The sequence below is a fragment of the Bacillus cereus group sp. BfR-BA-01347 genome (assembly GCF_022663835.1).
GTDB classification, from domain to species: Bacteria; Bacillota; Bacilli; order Bacillales; family Bacillaceae_G; genus Bacillus_A; species Bacillus_A thuringiensis_K.
The window spans coordinates 112,576-129,717 of the sequence record NZ_JAKUGG010000006.1; the positions used below are offsets into that span (position 1 = coordinate 112,576).

Consider the following 17,142-nt stretch of genomic DNA (forward strand, 5'->3'; position numbering starts at 1 on the left):
ATACTTTAATGAAACTATAAATAGAGAGAAGAGATTGTCGATGATTCAATTACGTGTATATGAAGAGATTGTTAATTTTAAAGAAGCGGTTACACCATTTTTAGAAAAAAATGAACAGGAAAATAATCTCATATTAGGTGTATTACAAATGGTACAACAACCGATATTTATGGGGGTAGTAAAACAAGAGGAAGAAATTACAATTGTATTTCTTCAAACAGAAGAAAAGAAACAAATTATTGTTGCTACGTCTGAAATGGTGGGAGAGGCCATCGTGGAACTTGCAAAAAAATTAGCGGAAGTATATCCGAATGTTCCTGGATTAATTGGTAATAAGAAAATTGTACAGAGATTAGCGGAAGAGATTGCCGTGTTAGAAAATAAGAAAACTACTATTGCAATGGAGCAAGGTATATATGAATTAAAACAAGTGAAGAAAAAGTGGAACGGAGATGGAGTCTTTAAAGAAGTAAGTAGTGATGAGCTACCAGTAATAGAACAGTGGATATACCAATTTTGCGAAGAAGTGAATCTTCCTACTACAAAAGAAGAAGCGGAACAAACCGCACATATATTAATTACTAATCGTCGTCTATTTGGTTTAGAAATAGACGGAAAACTTGTTTCTGTAGCTGCAAAAACACGCCCAACTAAAAATAATATAACAGTTAATTTCGTGTATACGCCGAAAGAAGAAAGGAAAAAAGGATACGCATCTAATTGTGTAGCGGCACTTAGTCAACGTATGTTAGATGAAGGATACAAGACAACTACGTTATATACTGATCTAGCGAATCCGACATCGAATAAAATTTACCAAGAAATTGGTTATGAACAAATTGCGGAGTCTATGCTTATATTTTTAGAGAAGTAGAACAAAAAGGCATGCTAATCTAGCACGCCTTTTTGTTATTCATCAATTCTAATAACCTCGCCTTGAGGGAAGTCTTCAGTTTCTAGTAAGTTACGAATAGCTTTTGCTACATATTGAGGTGATAATAGTTTTCCTTCTTCTTTTAATGTGATGAAGCGGTCTAAATTTGTGAAGTCTTCTTTATTTGTTTCACGAATTTGTGCTTGCATATTTGTATCAACAACACCAGGTGCAAAAGCGACGATTTTTACTGGGTATTCTTTTTCCCCTTCTTCAGTCGCTACGCACTGTGTAAACATATTTACACCTGCTTTCGTTGTACAATAAGCGCCCCATCCGAAATAAGGATTTTTTCCTGCGCCAGATGAAATATTTATAACGCGTTTATCTACTTTCCATTCTTTCGTATGTTTCATGAAAGTAGATGTAAGAATCATAGGTGCAAGTAAATTAATGTGAACGTTCGTAATGAATTGTTCGCTTTCTGCTTTTTCAATTGGTTTCATAGGTGCGAGTGTACCAGCGTTATTAATTAAATGAATAGATGATACAGTGTCTTCTTGAATAGATGAAATGATTTTGTTAAAGTTCGTTTCTAAATTATGTACATCTTGAAGATCTAAGGAGTGGAAAACACAATTGCTATTATATTGCTGTGCAAGTTTCGTAAGTTCTTTATTTTCTCTTCTAGAAATAGAGATAATACTCGTGTTTTCTTCTAACAATTGCGCGGCGATAGCCTCACCTAAACCTTGTGAAGTTCCTGTTATAATAACATAGCGCATAGTGTAGTAAGCTCCTCTCATACGTGCGGAATTTTGTTGGACAAAGTACATTGCATAGTTTGTCTACATTTTATAGTATAGAGCACTTTTTACTATAAATGAAATGAGATGATTACGTGCCTTTTTTGAATCGCTTTACGACAACAGTAACTGGTGCCGTCACGTTCACTGGGAACACGTTAGGACTTAGTCCCACATCGCCTGCACCAGGTAATATTTTTGGTACACTTGCTGTTTTTACAACGGTAAATACAGCGCTGCAAGTACCAGGGTTCCCAGCAGGTACAACGGATGACTGGCGATTGAATTCTTCAAGTGCAATTTTAAATCTTCCGGCAGGGAGTAGTATTTTGTATGCAGAGTTAGTTTGGGCAGGAACTTTCCGGACTGATACGGAAGATGTTTTACCATTTTTAAATGATAATATTACATTTACAACACCAGCAGGAACATTTTCTGTTACGCCAGATCCTGCTACCGCGCAGCAAGGCTCAGTAGGCAATCAGTTTTATTATGCTCGCTCTGCTAATGTAACGAATCTTGTTAGTGCGGGTGGGGCAGGAACTTATACGACAGGGGCCGTGCCAGCTACAAGAACTTCGGCTGATCCGACAATCAGTCGTTCAGCTGGATGGACGCTTGAGGTAGTGTATCAAAATGCAAGTTTACCACTTCGGAATTTGTCGGTATATGCAGGTCAAGAAATTATCGATGCTTCATCACCACCAGTTGATACTATCATTTCAGGATTTGCTACTCCGGGAACAGGAGCAGTTACAGGAAGAGTGCTCGTAACTGCTCAAGAAGGTGATTCCAACATTGTTGGAGATCAACTTCGCTTCGGCCCGAATGCAAATGCTACAATTGCATTATTCGGCCCGAGAAACCCTGCTAATAATTTCTTTCAGTCACAAATTTGTAACGACATTGGAGAGTTAGATACAACTGGAACGTTTGGAGAGTTGAATCAGCCGTTAGGGATAGCTTTGGCTGTCCGAAGACAAGGATGGGATATTACAAATGTAAATGCCACTTCATCATTAGTAAATAATCAAACGTCAGCAACAGTTCGATTCGTTACAAATGGAGATGGATACGCTGCAGCTGGTTTTGGTGTTCAAATTGATGCGACGGGTCCAATTATTAATCCTGTTAAATCAGTTGATAAAACAGTTGCAGGAGTTGGAGATATTCTCACCTATACAATTACTGTTCCGAATACAGGGACAGGAAGTGCAGATAACGTTGTATTACAAGACAGTATTCCAAACGGAACGACGTTTATAACTGGTAGTGTGACGGTAGGGGGAGTAGCGCAACCGAGCGCGAACCCAGCTAGTGGAATTAATTTAGGAACGATACCTAATAATGCGCAGAGAATTGTAACATTTCAGGTAAGGATCACGTCATTTCCAAATCCAAATCCAATTCCAAATCGTGCGGTGGTATCTTATCAATTCCGTCCTTTCGTAGGAAGCCCACTCGTTACAAGTACAGCTTCTTCAAATACAGTACAGACGATAATTAATCGTGCGAATGTAAGCTTACAAAAGTCTGTAGATTTGCAAACAGCAACAATTAATGACATATTAACGTATACAGTTAATGTGACGAATAATGGAAACATCACTGCGAACAATGTTATTTTTGTTGATAATATCCCTGCTGGAACAACATTTGTTCCAAATAGTGTTACGGTAAATGGAGTAGCGCGTCCAGGAGCAAATCCAGCAAGTAGTATTAATCTTGGGAGTATTAATGCCTCGCAAACGACTGTAGTCCGCTTTCAAGTTCGAGTAACATCTAATCCTCTTGTAAATCCAATTCCAAATCGTGCAAGTGCAACATTTACCTATACCCCAGTGCCTGGTCAAACACCAATTTCAGGTCAAGCGACAAGTAATACTGTATTTACTACAATTAATGTAGCTGATATAAGAACGCGAAAAACAGTAGATCGAGCTTTTGCAACTGTAAATGACGTTCTTACGTACACTGTTACAATTGAGAATACAGGAAATGTACTTGCGACGAATGTTGTTTTTCAAGATCCAATCCCAACTGGAACGACTTTTATCGTAAATAGTGTAACTATAGATGGGATTTCACAACCTGGAGCAAATCCGGCAACTGGGTTTACGATAGCAAATATTTCTCCAGGCGGAAGTAGGACGGTTACATTTCAAGTACGGGTTACATCTACGCCATCCGGAGGCACGATTGCGAATCGAGGAAATGTATCTGCTAATTTCGTTGTTATTCCGAATCAACCACCAGTGACGATTAATAGACAAACGAATACAGTTGTGACACAAGTTAATACAGGTGGTTTAAATGTAATAAAAGAAGTGAATACGACACAAGCGGCAGTAGGTGATACTTTAACATATACGATTGCCGTCCAAAATACAGGAAACGTTCCGTTAACAAACGTGTTTTTCCAAGACACTATTTCTCCCGCTGTCTCATTTGTTGCAAATTCTGTAACAATTAATGGCGTACCACAAAGTGGATTGAATCCAAATACAGGATTTTCTCTTCCGAATATTCCTGCGGCTCAAACAGTTGTAGTCACATTTGACGTATTAATTGTACAGGATCCAGAAAATGAAGATATTTTAAATCAAGCAAATGTAACAGCAAGTTTTCAAGTGGATCCGAGTGAACCACCCGTAACAATCAATGTTCCGAGTAACATTGTGAATACAACAGTACAATCAGGGAACTTTGAAGTTGTGAAATCAGTGAATACGGATGTTGCAACGGTAGGGGATGTTTTAGTATATACAATCGAAATCATAAACGCAGGTAGTGTACCAGCAACAAATGTATTTTTCCAAGATTCAATTCCACAAGGTACATTATTTATTGAAAACAGTGTCTTTGTGAATGGGGTCTTACAAGAAGGGGCAGATCCAGAATTCGGATTCCCATTAAATAATTTGCCTACTGGTGCGAGTGTAATTGTTACGTTTGAAGTATTAATTGATGACATTCCCCAAGGAAATAATGTCCTAAATAATGCGAATGTAACTGGAGATTTTCTTGTAAATCCCACAGAACCACCAATTACTGTAACGGTACCAAGTAATACTGTTATGACAGTCGTGAATTCTTCAGGGTTAAATGTGAGAAAGAGTGTAAGCGCTACTGAAGCAGGAATAGGAGATACGTTAACATATACAGTTCGTATACAAAATAGTGGAACGGTAGCAGCGACAAATGTATCATTTCTTGATCCAATTCCAGTTGGAACAACGTTTGTAACAAATAGTGTAACAATAAACGGAACATCTCAACCAGGTTTAAACCCAACAACTGGATTTCCACTTGCCAATATTCCAGTAGGAGGGATGGTAACAGTTGCTTTTCAAGTGACAATCACGAGTGTACCACCAAATAGAGTTCTTCCGAATACTGCGAATGTAACTGCGGATTTCCAAGTAAGCCCTCTCCAGCCGCCAATTACAATTGTAACGATTAGTAATATTGTTGTGACGCGAGTGAATGTAGGATCACTTAATGTAATGAAGAGTGTAAATACATCGCAAGCAGGAGTAGGAGATACGTTAACGTATACGATTCTTATTCAAAATACAGGAACTGTTCCTGCAACGAATATTATTTTTCAAGATCCAATTCCGTCTGGTACTGCCTTTGTAGCAAATAGTGTGACGATAAACGGAGTCGTGCAGCAAGGTGCGGATCCTATGGCAGGTTTCCCAGTACCAAATATTCCGGTCGGGCAAACATCTACGATTACGTTTCAAGTTACAGTGACGAGTGTTCCGAACGGTGGAAATATAAGAAACCAATCGAACGTTACTGCAAGTTTTCTTATAAATCCAGCAAACCCTCCAATAACGACTGTAACAAATAGTAATTTTGTAGTGACGCAAGTAAACACAGCACAGCTAAATATACAAAAATCTTCATCTGTACAACAAGCAGCACTTGGAGAAACTTACACGTATTCTGTAGTCATTCGAAATAACGGCACAGTAACAGCAACGAATGTTTCTTTTATTGATCCAATTGCTGCAGAGACAACATTTGTCGCAAATAGTGTAACGATAAATGGAGCGCCACAACCTGGATTTGACCCAAATGTTGGTTTCGCACTTCCGAATATTGCAGCTGGAACATCATTGACAGTAACGTTCCAAGTTATGGTAGTTGCACCGTCTACACGTGGAGCAGTATTAAATACAGCATCTGCTACAGCCACTTTTTTATTAAATCCTTTACAACCACCTGTAACAACATCGAATTCAAGTAATACAACGGTAGTTACAATACCGTTACCTCCTCCTGGTGAAGTAACAGCAACAAAAACAGTTGATGTTGCAACTGGGGCTGTTGGAGATGTATTAACGTATACCGTGCTCATTTCAAACGTAGGGATTATCCCTGTTACAGATGTATTCTTCCAAGATGTCATACCAGAAGGAACGACGTTTGTAGAAGGTAGTGTAACGATAGGTGGAGTGCAGCAACTTGGTTTAAATCCAGAAATAGGATTTACAGTTACGCCATTATTAATCGCTAGTGGAAGTATTGAGGTCACATTCCAAGTGACAATTACAGAAATTCCAGATAATGAAGTCATATTAAATGATGCGGACGTTACATTTACTTCACAACCAAATCCGCAGGAACCACCAATTACGGAAACGATATTAACGAATTTAGTCGTTACGACAATTAATATAGCGTTTATTTTTCCATTGAAACTAGTAGATAAGGAAGTAGCCACTGTAGGAGAAATATTAACGTATGATGTATTGATCTTTAATTTCGGAACAGTGCCAGCAACCAATGTTCAATTTATCGATACGACTTCTGCTGGTGTAGCGTTTATACCAGGAAGCGTGAGCATAAACGGGGTACCGGCACCAGGATTAGATCCTTTCATTGGTTTTACAGTTCCAGATATACCTGTAGATAGTTTTGCACGTGTCACATATCAAGAAGTGGTTACGAGCATACCAGAAGGTGGAACGATTGTTAACTTTGTAGACGTTACAGCGACATTTGCTGTAAGTGAAACAGAGCCGCCTATTACAGAAACAACGACAAGTAATACGACATTAACAGAAATTAATGAACCTGGTTTAAATGTTTTAAAATCAGTGAGTCAACCGGTTGTTGCAGTAGGCGATACAATCATATATACAACAGTCGTTCAAAATACAGGAACAGTGGTAGCGACGAATGTTCAATATAGCGATGTATTACCGGCCTCTATCACATTTGTACCAGATAGTGTAACGATAGACGGTGTGTTACAACCTGGGTTCAATCCGAACAATGGATTCCCGCTTCCAGATATAAATCCAGGTGAAAGTGTAGAAGTCACATTCCAAGTAACTGTTGTTAGTGTGCCAACAAACGGAACAATTGCCAATACGGCAAATGTAACAGGAAGTTTTGTATTAGTACCAGGAGAACCACCAGTTATAGTAACAGAGCCGAGCAATACAACACTTACTACTGTAAATAGAGGACAATTTAATGTTATAAAACAAGTAAATAGGGCTGCTACTCTCGTTGGAGATGTATTAACGTATACGGTTCAAATAACGAATACAGGAACAGTAACAGCTAATGATGTTCAGTTTATTGATATTATTTCAGCAGGAGCGTCATTTGTACCAAATAGTGTAACGATAAATGGAGCCCTGCAACCAAACTTAAATCCAATTACTGGATTTGGAGTTGGAGATATACCAGTTGGTGAAACGGTTATCGTGACGTTTCAAGCGATAGTTACAAACATCCCGTCATCAGGAACAATTACGAACGTTGCAAATATAACAGGAAGCTTTACTTTAGTACCAGGAGAGTCACCGGTTGTAGTAACAGAGCCGAGTAATACGACGATAACAAGAATAAATAGAGGGCGTTTTAGCGTTATAAAATCTGTAAATAAAGAAGCAACACGTTTAGGAGATACGTTAACGTATAGTGTGCAAGTTACAAATACGGGAACGGTAACAGCAACGAATGTCCAGTTTATTGATGTCCCATCACCTAGTTTAGAATTCGTTCCTGGAAGTGTACAAATAAATGGGATTCCGCAAGTAGGTTTAAATCCATTTGTAGGCTTTTCATTATCAGATCTTGCAGTAGGGGATAGCGTATTAATTACATTTGAAGTAAATGTAATCGCAGTTCCGCCGTCTAGTAGCATTATGAATACAGCAAGAGTAACGGGTGATTTCGAATTGATTCCAGGAGAACCTCCGTCTACAATTACAAATTCAAGTAATACGACGGTTACGCCGATAAATAGAGGCAGCTTAGAAATGCTAAAAGAAGTAGACCATTCAGTTGTTGGCGTAGGAGAAACGGTAACGTATACTGTTCGTATATTAAATACTGGTACTGCTGATGCAATGAATGTTCAATTTATCGATGTACTATCTCAGGAAGCTGATTTCGTACCAAATAGTGTAACGATAAATGGGGTTCCACAACCGGGGTTAAATCCGCAGATTGGATTTACGATACCAGATATTCCAGTTGGTGAGACGGCACTTGTAACATATGAAGCTACGATTACAAGTTTTCCGGATGGTGGAACAGTAGTAAATGTTGCTGGAGCGTTAGCAGAATATATTTTAGTACCAGGAGAGCCGCGAGTTACATTGATGGACACGAGCAATACAGTTATTGTAACGGTAAATACTGCAATCTTATTTGTTGCAAAAGGAGCAAACTTTGAAGTAGCGATGGTAGGGGATGTTGTCACTTACGGAATTGCCGTTATAAATGATAGTACAGTTCCTGTGACCAATATTGTGTTAACAGATATCATTGATCCGAATACGCTATTTATAAATGGCACGGTAACGGTAAATGATGTACCTTTTCCATTCGCTAACCCGAATACTGGTATTCCGTTAGGTGATTTTCAGCCAAATGATGCAGCAATTATTAATTTCCAAGTTGTCATAACAGGAGAACAAATAAATAATTTAGTTACAAATACTGCTACAGCGAATGGGCTCGCAACTGTAAATCCGAATGAGCCGCCAGTAGTAGTTGAAGGTGATAGTAATACAGTTGTTATCTCGTTTATTCCTCAAAATGTCTCAACGACAGTCGTAAAAACGGCAGACCATCAAACAGCAACGATTGGAGATGTTATTACGTTTACGACAGTTATTACAAATACGGGGGATACAGCAATACAAAATATTCGTTTTCAAGATATGTTAGATAGTAGTGTTCGATTTGTCCTTGGAAGTGTAACTGTTGATAATACGCCAGTGTCAAATGTAAATCCAGTATCAGGATTTCTTATAGGAAGTTTAAATCCGGGTGAGGCACAGACAGTTTCGTTCCAAGTAGTAGTGGAGAGAGCACCAAGCGGTTCAGGGAATTATATAAACCAAGCGAGTATTCGTTTCGAACATCAAGTAGGCACAGTATTGCCACCTGTTACACAAATGGTAGAAAGTAACATAGTTGTCATTCCATTTGTTCCAACGATAGAACAAATTTGTGAAACGAATCTTAATTGCTTAGGGAAAATTCCTTTTCAATGTTCTCCGTGTAATCATTTGCAAATAAATAAAAAATAAATACAGAAAGAGCATCCGGAAAAAAGGATGCTCTTTCTGTATTGATCATGTAGATTCTTTTTTGGGTGAGGTGAAAAATTCGTCGATTTTGTCGGAGAGTAGTAATGGAATGGCTCCTTTTATAACAGAAATGTCCCAGTCCCACCATGCGAGATTCTCTAGTTTGTCAATCGTTTCTTGCGGGAAACGATATCGAACAAATTTTGCAGGATTACCAGCTACAATTGCATACGGGGGTACATCTTTTGTAACAATGCTCCTGGCGCCGATAATGGCCCCGTTACCAATTGTAACACCAGATAAAATGCAGGATTGATAACCAATCCATACATCATTGCCAATTACGATATCACCTTTTGAAGAAGGGTGACCAGTAATATGTGCTCCTTCATCAAAAAGTGCATTAAATGGATAAGTTGTTATCCAGTCTGCTCGATGTTCACCGCCAAGTATGAAAACGACTTCTTCTGCTAAGGAACAAAACTTACCTATTTTTAATTTTGTTTCATCGTTCCAAGAAAAAATGGTTGGCCCTACTTTACTATAAGTATAATCACCAATATCATATTTATTATATTCAGGTTTTTGATTTAAATATAACATGCTTCTTCAGCCTCCTTTCTCAATTAAGCGATACGTATGGAATATTATATGCAAGATGTAGTAATGTGAACTGTATTAATAGGTGAAATGAACAAAAGGGAGTGGGATGTATGCGATACGAAATGGGTTTATATAATAAACCGTTTCAGTCAATTCAATCAGGAAAAAAAGTATATGAAGTACGCCTATACGATAAAAAACGTCAACTAATAAACAAAGGCGATGAAATCGTATTTACGAATCTTACGACGACGGAAATGATGACGGTAAAAGTAACGGAAATAAAGCGATACGAGAGCTTTAAATCTATGTATGAACAAATTGATAAAAAATTATTGGATTGTGAGAATGATAGTTTAGAGGAAATGTTAGAAAGTACATACAAAATATATACGAAAGAACAAGAAAAAGAGTGGGGAACAGTCGCGATTCGTATTGAGGAAATAAAATGATAAGAAATCGCGGGGCGGCTATCATTGTACAGGAAGGGAAAATTGCTCTTATAAAACGTATTCGAGAAGAGGAAACATATTATGTTTTTCCTGGCGGAGGGGTTGAGGAAGGTGAAACGCCTGAAGAGGCAACGAAAAGAGAGGTATATGAAGAATTAGGGCTACATATAAAAGTGGAGCACCTTATTGCAAAGGTAAAATATAAAGGAAATGAATATTATTATGATGCCTATATTACAGGCGGAGTGTTCGGAAGTGGAACAGCTGAGGAATTTCAGCGGGAAGGTAGAGGAAGTTATATTCCGTTATGGCTACCGATAAACGAGTTGGAAAAAGTGAATATAAAGCCTTATGAAGTGGTCGGAAATATATTTAATCATTATAAAATATAACGTCTGACAACATACAAAAAAAACCATTGACATAGGCTTCTGATTTAAGTATTGTATTCGAGTATGTTTATAATCAGGAGGTTTATATGAGCAATCAAACTACTACACATCATGTGAAAATGACAACAGCGGATCCATCTGGAATTGGTCTATTTGGATTAGCGATGGTAACACTTGTAGCATCATCTCAAAAGTTAGGCTTAACAGATGGCGTTTCACTTGTATTACCGTGGGCAATCTTTTTAGGAGGATTTGCACAAATCTTTGCTTGCATTCACGATGCAAAGCATAACAATACATTCGGTACGACAGCATTTGGTGCGTACGGCCTATTTTGGTTAGGTGTTGGAATGACTTGGTTAATTCAACTTGGAGTATTTGGCGAAAAATTAGCACAAGCTGCAGATTCAAAACAGCTTGGTGTAGCCTTTATCGGATATTTGATTTTCACAATCTTTATGACGATTGGTGCAATGGAAACACATAAAGTATTATTTATGATCTTTGTCCTTATTGATTTCTTATTTATTGGTCTTTCATTAAGTACTTTAGGTGTTATGCCGCACGCAATGCATAATTTAGCAGCATATTCTGAACTTCTTATTTCATTATTATCTTTCTATGGTTCAGCAGCAGCAGTGTTAAATACACACTTTGGAAAAGTTGTTTTACCAGTAGGAAAGCCTTTTGGTATTTTTAAAAAGTAATAAAAAAGCACAGATGATTGTATAGTCATCTGTGCTTTTTTATTTATCCCGCTATTTGCCGGACAGTAAGACCCCCCACCTCAAAATTCAGTGGAAGCAAAGAAGTTAGGTGAGGGCCCTGCTGCCCGTAAAAGTCCGATTGGTTCAACTAATAATGAGTGGGGGATGAACAAAACTCCTACTCATTAAAGTTTCACTTTATTTGAAATAAGTAATGTAAATAAAAGTAGAAAAAATCAATTGAAATTGATTCTCATTATTAATATAATGAGAATGAGAATCATTTATTGTAAGAGGGGGATGCCGAAGTGGCGAAAATTTTAATAGCTTATGCAAGTATGTCAGGAAATACAGAGAGTATTGCTGATTTAATAAAAGTTAGTTTAGATGCTTTTGATCATGAAGTAGTATTGCAAGAGATGGAAGGCATGGATGCTGAAGAATTATTAGCTTATGATGGAATCATTTTAGGATCTTATACGTGGGGAGATGGTGAACTACCATTTGAAGCGGAAGATTTCCATGATGACTTAGAAAATATAGATTTATCAGGGAAAAAAGTAGCGGTATTCGGATCAGGAGATACGGCGTATGAACTGTTTTGTGAAGCGGTAACGATATTTGAAGAGAAACTTGTAGAACGTGGTGCAGAGCTTGTACAAGAAGGATTGAAAATTGAATTAGCTCCAGAAGATGAAGAGGATGTTGAAAAATGCAGTAATTTTGCAATTGCATTTGCTGAGAAGTTCTAAGAATGGGAGTGTCAACGTGGAGACAATGTTAAGTGCAACTGCTATTACAAAGTTAAGAGATGGAAAACTGTTGTTAGCTACTACATATAATGGCTTATTTATTGAACAAGACGGAGAATGGAAACGAATTTTAAATGGTTTTCAAAAACGAATTAGGGATTTACATAGCGAAGATAATGTAGTTTATGGTGTAGGTGACGAAGGGATTTTTATTCGTAGTATGAATGGTGGAGAGAACTGGACAATTCAGCGTTTTCCAACAAAAGCAACGAGTTGGAATGTATGTAGCAATGTACAAGGAACTGTCATTGCTCATGGAGAAAAAACGCTGTATCTTTCTAATAATTTCGGTTCGACATGGGAGACTATTCATCCGTTTCTTGAGTATGGCAGTGCGGCACCGTCTATTCGATCGTTATTTTTATATAAGCATTACTTATTTATTGGTACGAAAATACATGCTAAATATGGTGGTGTTTGGCTCTTTGATTTGAAGACACGTAAATTAAAGAGGATTAAAATTGCGATAAATCAAATGATCTCCGCGTTGACTTTACACAATTCTTATTTAGTAGCGGCAAGTGGATCGTGCAAGGGAGTTAGCGGGAATATTTCTTATTGTAAAATAGATGAAAGTATTGCGAGTGAAAAAATATATTGGCATACATGTCAAAGTGAGCAGAAAGCAAGTAGTTATTTAGACTTAAGTGTAGATCAACATGTTTTATATACAACTTCAACACAAAATAAGGCGGGTATTAGTAGTGTGTGCCGTGTGCTTCTTGACGAAGGTATTGTTACAGTATGTGATTCAGTTAAAGGGCACGGATGGCGCATTGTTAATCAAAAAGATGGTTATGTAGTAGCCGGATCAGGCGAATTAAAAGCAATGCAGTGGGAACGAAAAATAATTTAAGAAAAAAACTTTACTTTTATTATATTGATATGATATAGTATATTTAAACCATTTTACTTTTAATAATATAGAGATTTAAATGAGCTGTAACTTCCGAGGAGGATAGCAATGTTAAATCTCCTCAGGGGTTGCAGTTTTTTAATATCTGGCTTATTATTGTAAGGTGGTTGAAAATGAATATGTACATATAGGTACATTGTAGGAGGATTTTTTTCATGCAAAACGGTAAAGTAAAATGGTTTAACTCAGAAAAAGGTTTCGGTTTCATCGAAGTTGAAGGCGGAGAAGACGTATTCGTTCATTTCTCAGCTATCCAAGGCGAAGGCTTCAAAACTTTAGAAGAAGGTCAAGAAGTTACTTTCGAAGTAGAACAAGGTAACCGTGGACCTCAAGCTACTAACGTAAACAAGAAGTAATTTTTGAAAAAAGAAGGGCTCGCCCTTCTTTTTTTTTGCATTTTTATAGATGTCCTCCTACTTACATATCATAACAAGACTGAATTTTCATTTATTTTTTTGGGTATTTTTGTATAAAGTACATGAATAAATAAATACTGAAAATAAAGTGTTTGTGTGAAAAGGAATTTAGAAAGAGGTAAATAAATTGAAAAACGCTACACATTACATTGTGTTTGATATTGAGAGGAATTTCAGACCGTATAAATCAGAAGATCCGTCAGAAATAGTTGATATCGGAGCTGTAAAAATAGAAATAGGTACAATGAAGATAATCGAAGAATTTTCGGAGTTAGTAAAACCAAGTGCACGATTAACTCGTCATACAACAAAATTAACCGGTATTACGAAGAAAGATTTAATGGGTGTAGAAAAATTCCCTCAAATTATAGAGAAATTTATTCAGTTCATCGGCGAAGATTCTATATTTGTTTCATGGGGAAAAGAAGATTATCGTTTTCTATCTCATGATTGTACATTACATGGTGTTGAATGCCCAAGTATAGAAAAAGAAAGTAGAATTGATTTGCAAAAATTTGTTTTCCAAGCATATGAGGAATTGTTTGAACATACGCCAAGTTTACAATTTGCGGTAGAACAGCTCGCTTTAACGTGGGAAGGGAAACAGCACCGTGCTTTAGCAGATGCCGAAAATACAGCAAATATACTTCTTAAAGTGTATAGTGAGAGAGATATTAATAAGCGATACAAAAGACATGGTGAACTTGAACTTGTAAAAAACGGAAAACTAACAGAAAAAGCGAAAAAAAAGATGCGAAAATGGGTGTTTAAAGAACTAAAGAAAGATACAGAACGCCTTTTTGAATGGAGTACATTTGAAAGTAGTGACACGTGGGAAAGTATAACGGAAAGATATTATATAAGTGAAAATACAGTAGAACTGCTGAAAAAACATTTTCGTACGGCGGTTAGAAAAGCGGAAAGGCAGATTAGATACTTGGCTGAAATGGAGGAGAATACAGAGGTTAAATGAATTTCTTCTCCATCTCTAACTACATACATGTAATAACAGCGTATTGATATTAAATAGGCATCAACTTGTTGTTGTGATTGCGCATTATAATGGCTTAGGGAGTGTTAAGATGTAATAAGAGTTTTAAACCGTATTAATAAAATAAAAATATATATAAAGAAAAGAGTGTAGTTTAATGGAAACAATCTTTAACATTTTAACTGTTTTAGTTTTTGGGATAATATTTACCACACAATTAGCATTAACTACACTTTCTTTCATAGTAAAGAAGAATTGGAAAAAACTTAATATCTCTTTAAGTTGTGGTGTATTAAAGTTTAAAATAGAAGAGTAAGATTGAGTTTTGTACAAGGGAGGTGTGGTAGTGGTAGACTTGGATATTAAAGATGTCACAGTAAAGATGGAATTAAACGGTGTCTTTTGGAATGAGGATGGGATTGCTGAAATGAAGGTGACTACAAAAGAAGAGCATTCTTTTATTCTTCGTCTAGTAGTTGATTTAGAAAGTAAAACTATTAGGGCGACGAGTGCGGAAATAGTGAATGGATTCTGCCCTCTGTGCAAACAGAAAAAGGACGAATGTAGTGAACTTAATGACTTGCAAAACAAAATGGAAATTTTAGAAGAAGCCTACGATTGGGTAAGAGAACATCCGGAATATCGTTTTCAATTATCTTTTTACGAGTACAATAAATTTGAGGTAGTGAAGTGAAGTTTTAATTTTGAGAACATACATAGTGACTAAAAGGAACAACATAAAAAACTTATAGAAGGGTTTAATCAACTAGAAATATTGAAGCAGATATCTTTAATGGAAATACGCTTGTATAACAAGGAAAGAATCTACTTGATTCTGCAACAAATTTCATCTTAGATTAAAAAATTTTAAACATAAACATATTTTGCTATAAAGCAGAGCAACCGATTCTTAGTAGAATCGGTTTTTAATATAAATGTCAACTAAGTCTAAAATAAAAGAGCGCTTGTTAAAAGCGCTCAGTAAAAATAGTTATATGGAAGTATTTATTCAATACCGCTCGGATCAAACGAATACTGCTGCTTATTCTCAATCCGCTCAATCACATCTTGCAGCTCATCTGGCTTCAGAAACTCAATAGGAGAGAAGCCTTTTTCAAACGTAAGTGTGTCTGCTTCAATCATAAGTACATATCGGTCATTTACCTTCGCAATATGTATTTGATCCCCGAAATCAGCAAGCAGGGCCTTTACAGAGATATGGTCTGCTTTTAGCTTTAATTCCACTTCAGGAGCGTGCTCGACGATTTGAGCGGTTGCTTCCATTACCTCTTCGGTTGAAAATTGTTCCATAATTTCGCGTTTCGGACTGGCAGCCCATACTTCCATCGCTTGGTCGAATTGTTCGCGTTCTTCCGTACCTTCTTCAAATACATCTTCAATTTGGTCGTATACCATGTCCATTACCTGTGTTTTCATAATTTCAGGCATAGAGCGTTCATATTCGACAAATTTTAAGAAGTCTTCGAAGTAGCGGGCATGTGATGCTTGGTGTATTTTTAGTTCGCCTACTTCAACCATACCTTCTTCAGGCATGTACGGATATTGGATAGATTTCATATTCTTTGTTGTGATGGCCATTTCAACGTTACGAATCAGTGTTGATTCATCAGAAATAGAAGCCACCTTTGGTTCGAAGTCACATTTCATTACGAATACGAATGGATCATCAAAGTATTTGCGTAGTTTTGCCTGTGCAATTAAAAATACACCTCCGCGTACAGCGCTTGTGTCAAGATATGTATAAACGAGAGGTTCGCTCATATCTTTAAAGCTTTCCTTTGTTTCTGCAAAGCGAATACGATTAAAAAGGTTGTAATGAGGGTTTGAATCCAGTTCGTGTCCTTCTTCTACAATAAAGCGACCAATCTTTGTTGGGGCTTGTTCTGTTTTTGCATGACGTTCTACTTTTCGCTTTGATATTTTTAATAACTCACCATTCAAAAATTCTTTTAATGAGCTATCTTCATATTCTTCAGCGTCTAAAGTTTGAAAATGTTTGTAGCGTTTATCAACTGCTTCACCTTTTCCTTCTACTTGTACAACATAAAAGGAAAGATAATTTATTTCAAAATCCATATTTATCACCTTGTTTCATTTCATTAACTCTTATCAGTATAGAGATGGAAAAAACTTTCGTCAATTTATATAAGGAAGGGGGAGCCCCTTCCTTATATAATTTTTATTTTCTCGATTAAAATCCGTCTTCTAATGCTGCGAATGGAATGTTTAGTCTGTTTTCTACTGTGCGTAAACGTTGGTTTAAGCGGTTTAGTCTACGTGTATGGCGCTCAACTGTATTTTCTAGTCGACGTACTCTTTGTTCAAGCTCATTTACGCGTCTTTCTAATTGACGATTTCCAGTGCCAGGAAAAGAGATTGGAAGTTGGAATTGTCTATTTTGGTCATATGAATTCGTTTGCTCTGCTTGATCTATATAAGATTGGTATTGTGCTTGTAAGTCATACTGTGGTTGTTGGTACGCATATTGATTATATGGATCATATGGATTGTAGGGATACATAATAACATCCTCCATTTCTTTAAAATAGGTTGAATTCACCATAATGTATGTGCAAAAGCGGAG

Annotated in this window: 14 protein-coding genes; 10 read left to right on the forward strand and 4 right to left on the reverse strand. The window is 36.9% G+C overall.

Features of this window, described 5'->3' with window-relative positions; genetic code table 11:
• Positions 1-40 precede the first annotated feature (40 nt).
• On the forward strand, positions 41-874 hold the full coding sequence (locus MR143_RS12125; RefSeq protein WP_000615485.1) for a GNAT family N-acetyltransferase: 834 nt from the start codon (positions 41-43) through the stop codon (positions 872-874).
• A gap of 35 nt (positions 875-909) precedes the next feature.
• Here MR143_RS12125 and MR143_RS12130 read toward each other — a convergent pair whose 3' ends face one another.
• A complete protein-coding gene (locus MR143_RS12130) occupies positions 910-1,659 on the reverse strand; it encodes a (S)-benzoin forming benzil reductase (RefSeq protein ID WP_001271039.1) in 750 nt (249 codons plus the stop codon).
• A 116-nt stretch (positions 1,660-1,775) separates the two neighbouring features.
• Between MR143_RS12130 and MR143_RS12135 the strand changes: the two genes are divergently transcribed.
• Positions 1,776-9,248 (forward strand): DUF7507 domain-containing protein, encoded by a 7,473-nt coding sequence (locus MR143_RS12135; RefSeq protein WP_242280784.1) that lies wholly within the window; start codon positions 1,776-1,778, stop codon positions 9,246-9,248.
• 45 nt (positions 9,249-9,293) lie between these two features.
• Here MR143_RS12135 and MR143_RS12140 read toward each other — a convergent pair whose 3' ends face one another.
• The gene (locus tag MR143_RS12140; RefSeq protein ID WP_000966299.1) at positions 9,294-9,851 is read right to left on the reverse strand and encodes a CatB-related O-acetyltransferase; all 558 of its coding nucleotides are present in this window, start codon (positions 9,849-9,851) and stop codon (positions 9,294-9,296) included.
• A gap of 110 nt (positions 9,852-9,961) precedes the next feature.
• On the opposite strand from MR143_RS12140, the gene MR143_RS12145 reads away from it, so the two are divergent.
• The 8 genes from MR143_RS12145 (at position 9,962) to MR143_RS12180 (ending at position 15,231) form a co-directional block, all read left to right on the forward strand.
• A complete protein-coding gene (locus tag MR143_RS12145; protein ID WP_001268365.1) occupies positions 9,962-10,303 on the forward strand; it encodes an ASCH domain-containing protein in 342 nt (113 codons plus the stop codon).
• Positions 10,300-10,695, forward strand: a complete 396-nt coding sequence (locus MR143_RS12150) for an NUDIX hydrolase (RefSeq protein WP_000620833.1) — start codon at positions 10,300-10,302, stop codon at positions 10,693-10,695. The genes MR143_RS12145 and MR143_RS12150 overlap by 4 nt, the downstream gene beginning before the upstream one ends.
• Positions 10,696-10,781: 86 nt before the next feature.
• Entirely contained in the window at positions 10,782-11,402 is a 621-nt protein-coding gene (locus MR143_RS12155; RefSeq protein ID WP_000070938.1) for an acetate uptake transporter, read from the forward strand.
• Between the two features lie 308 nt (positions 11,403-11,710).
• Positions 11,711-12,154, forward strand: coding sequence for a flavodoxin (locus tag MR143_RS12160; protein ID WP_001062755.1), 444 nt, complete (start codon positions 11,711-11,713; stop codon positions 12,152-12,154).
• 16 nt (positions 12,155-12,170) lie between these two features.
• The gene (locus tag MR143_RS12165) at positions 12,171-13,070 is read left to right on the forward strand and encodes a WD40/YVTN/BNR-like repeat-containing protein (RefSeq protein ID WP_000449488.1); all 900 of its coding nucleotides are present in this window, start codon (positions 12,171-12,173) and stop codon (positions 13,068-13,070) included.
• 215 nt (positions 13,071-13,285) lie between these two features.
• A complete protein-coding gene (gene cspB / locus MR143_RS12170) occupies positions 13,286-13,486 on the forward strand; it encodes a cold shock-like protein CspB (RefSeq protein ID WP_001179150.1) in 201 nt (66 codons plus the stop codon).
• Between the two features lie 187 nt (positions 13,487-13,673).
• Complete coding sequence (locus tag MR143_RS12175) at positions 13,674-14,519, forward strand: exonuclease (protein ID WP_000786428.1); 846 nt, start codon at positions 13,674-13,676, stop codon at positions 14,517-14,519.
• 364 nt (positions 14,520-14,883) lie between these two features.
• Positions 14,884-15,231 carry a hypothetical protein gene (locus tag MR143_RS12180; RefSeq protein WP_000227979.1) on the forward strand — a complete coding sequence of 116 codons (348 nt, stop codon included), beginning with the start codon at positions 14,884-14,886 and terminating at the stop codon, positions 15,229-15,231.
• 311 nt (positions 15,232-15,542) lie between these two features.
• Here MR143_RS12180 and MR143_RS12185 read toward each other — a convergent pair whose 3' ends face one another.
• Entirely contained in the window at positions 15,543-16,634 is a 1,092-nt protein-coding gene (locus MR143_RS12185) for a DUF3900 domain-containing protein (protein ID WP_000345055.1), read from the reverse strand.
• Between the two features lie 115 nt (positions 16,635-16,749).
• Positions 16,750-17,079 (reverse strand): hypothetical protein, encoded by a 330-nt coding sequence (locus MR143_RS12190; RefSeq protein WP_000283713.1) that lies wholly within the window; start codon positions 17,077-17,079, stop codon positions 16,750-16,752.
• Positions 17,080-17,142 lie beyond the last annotated feature (63 nt).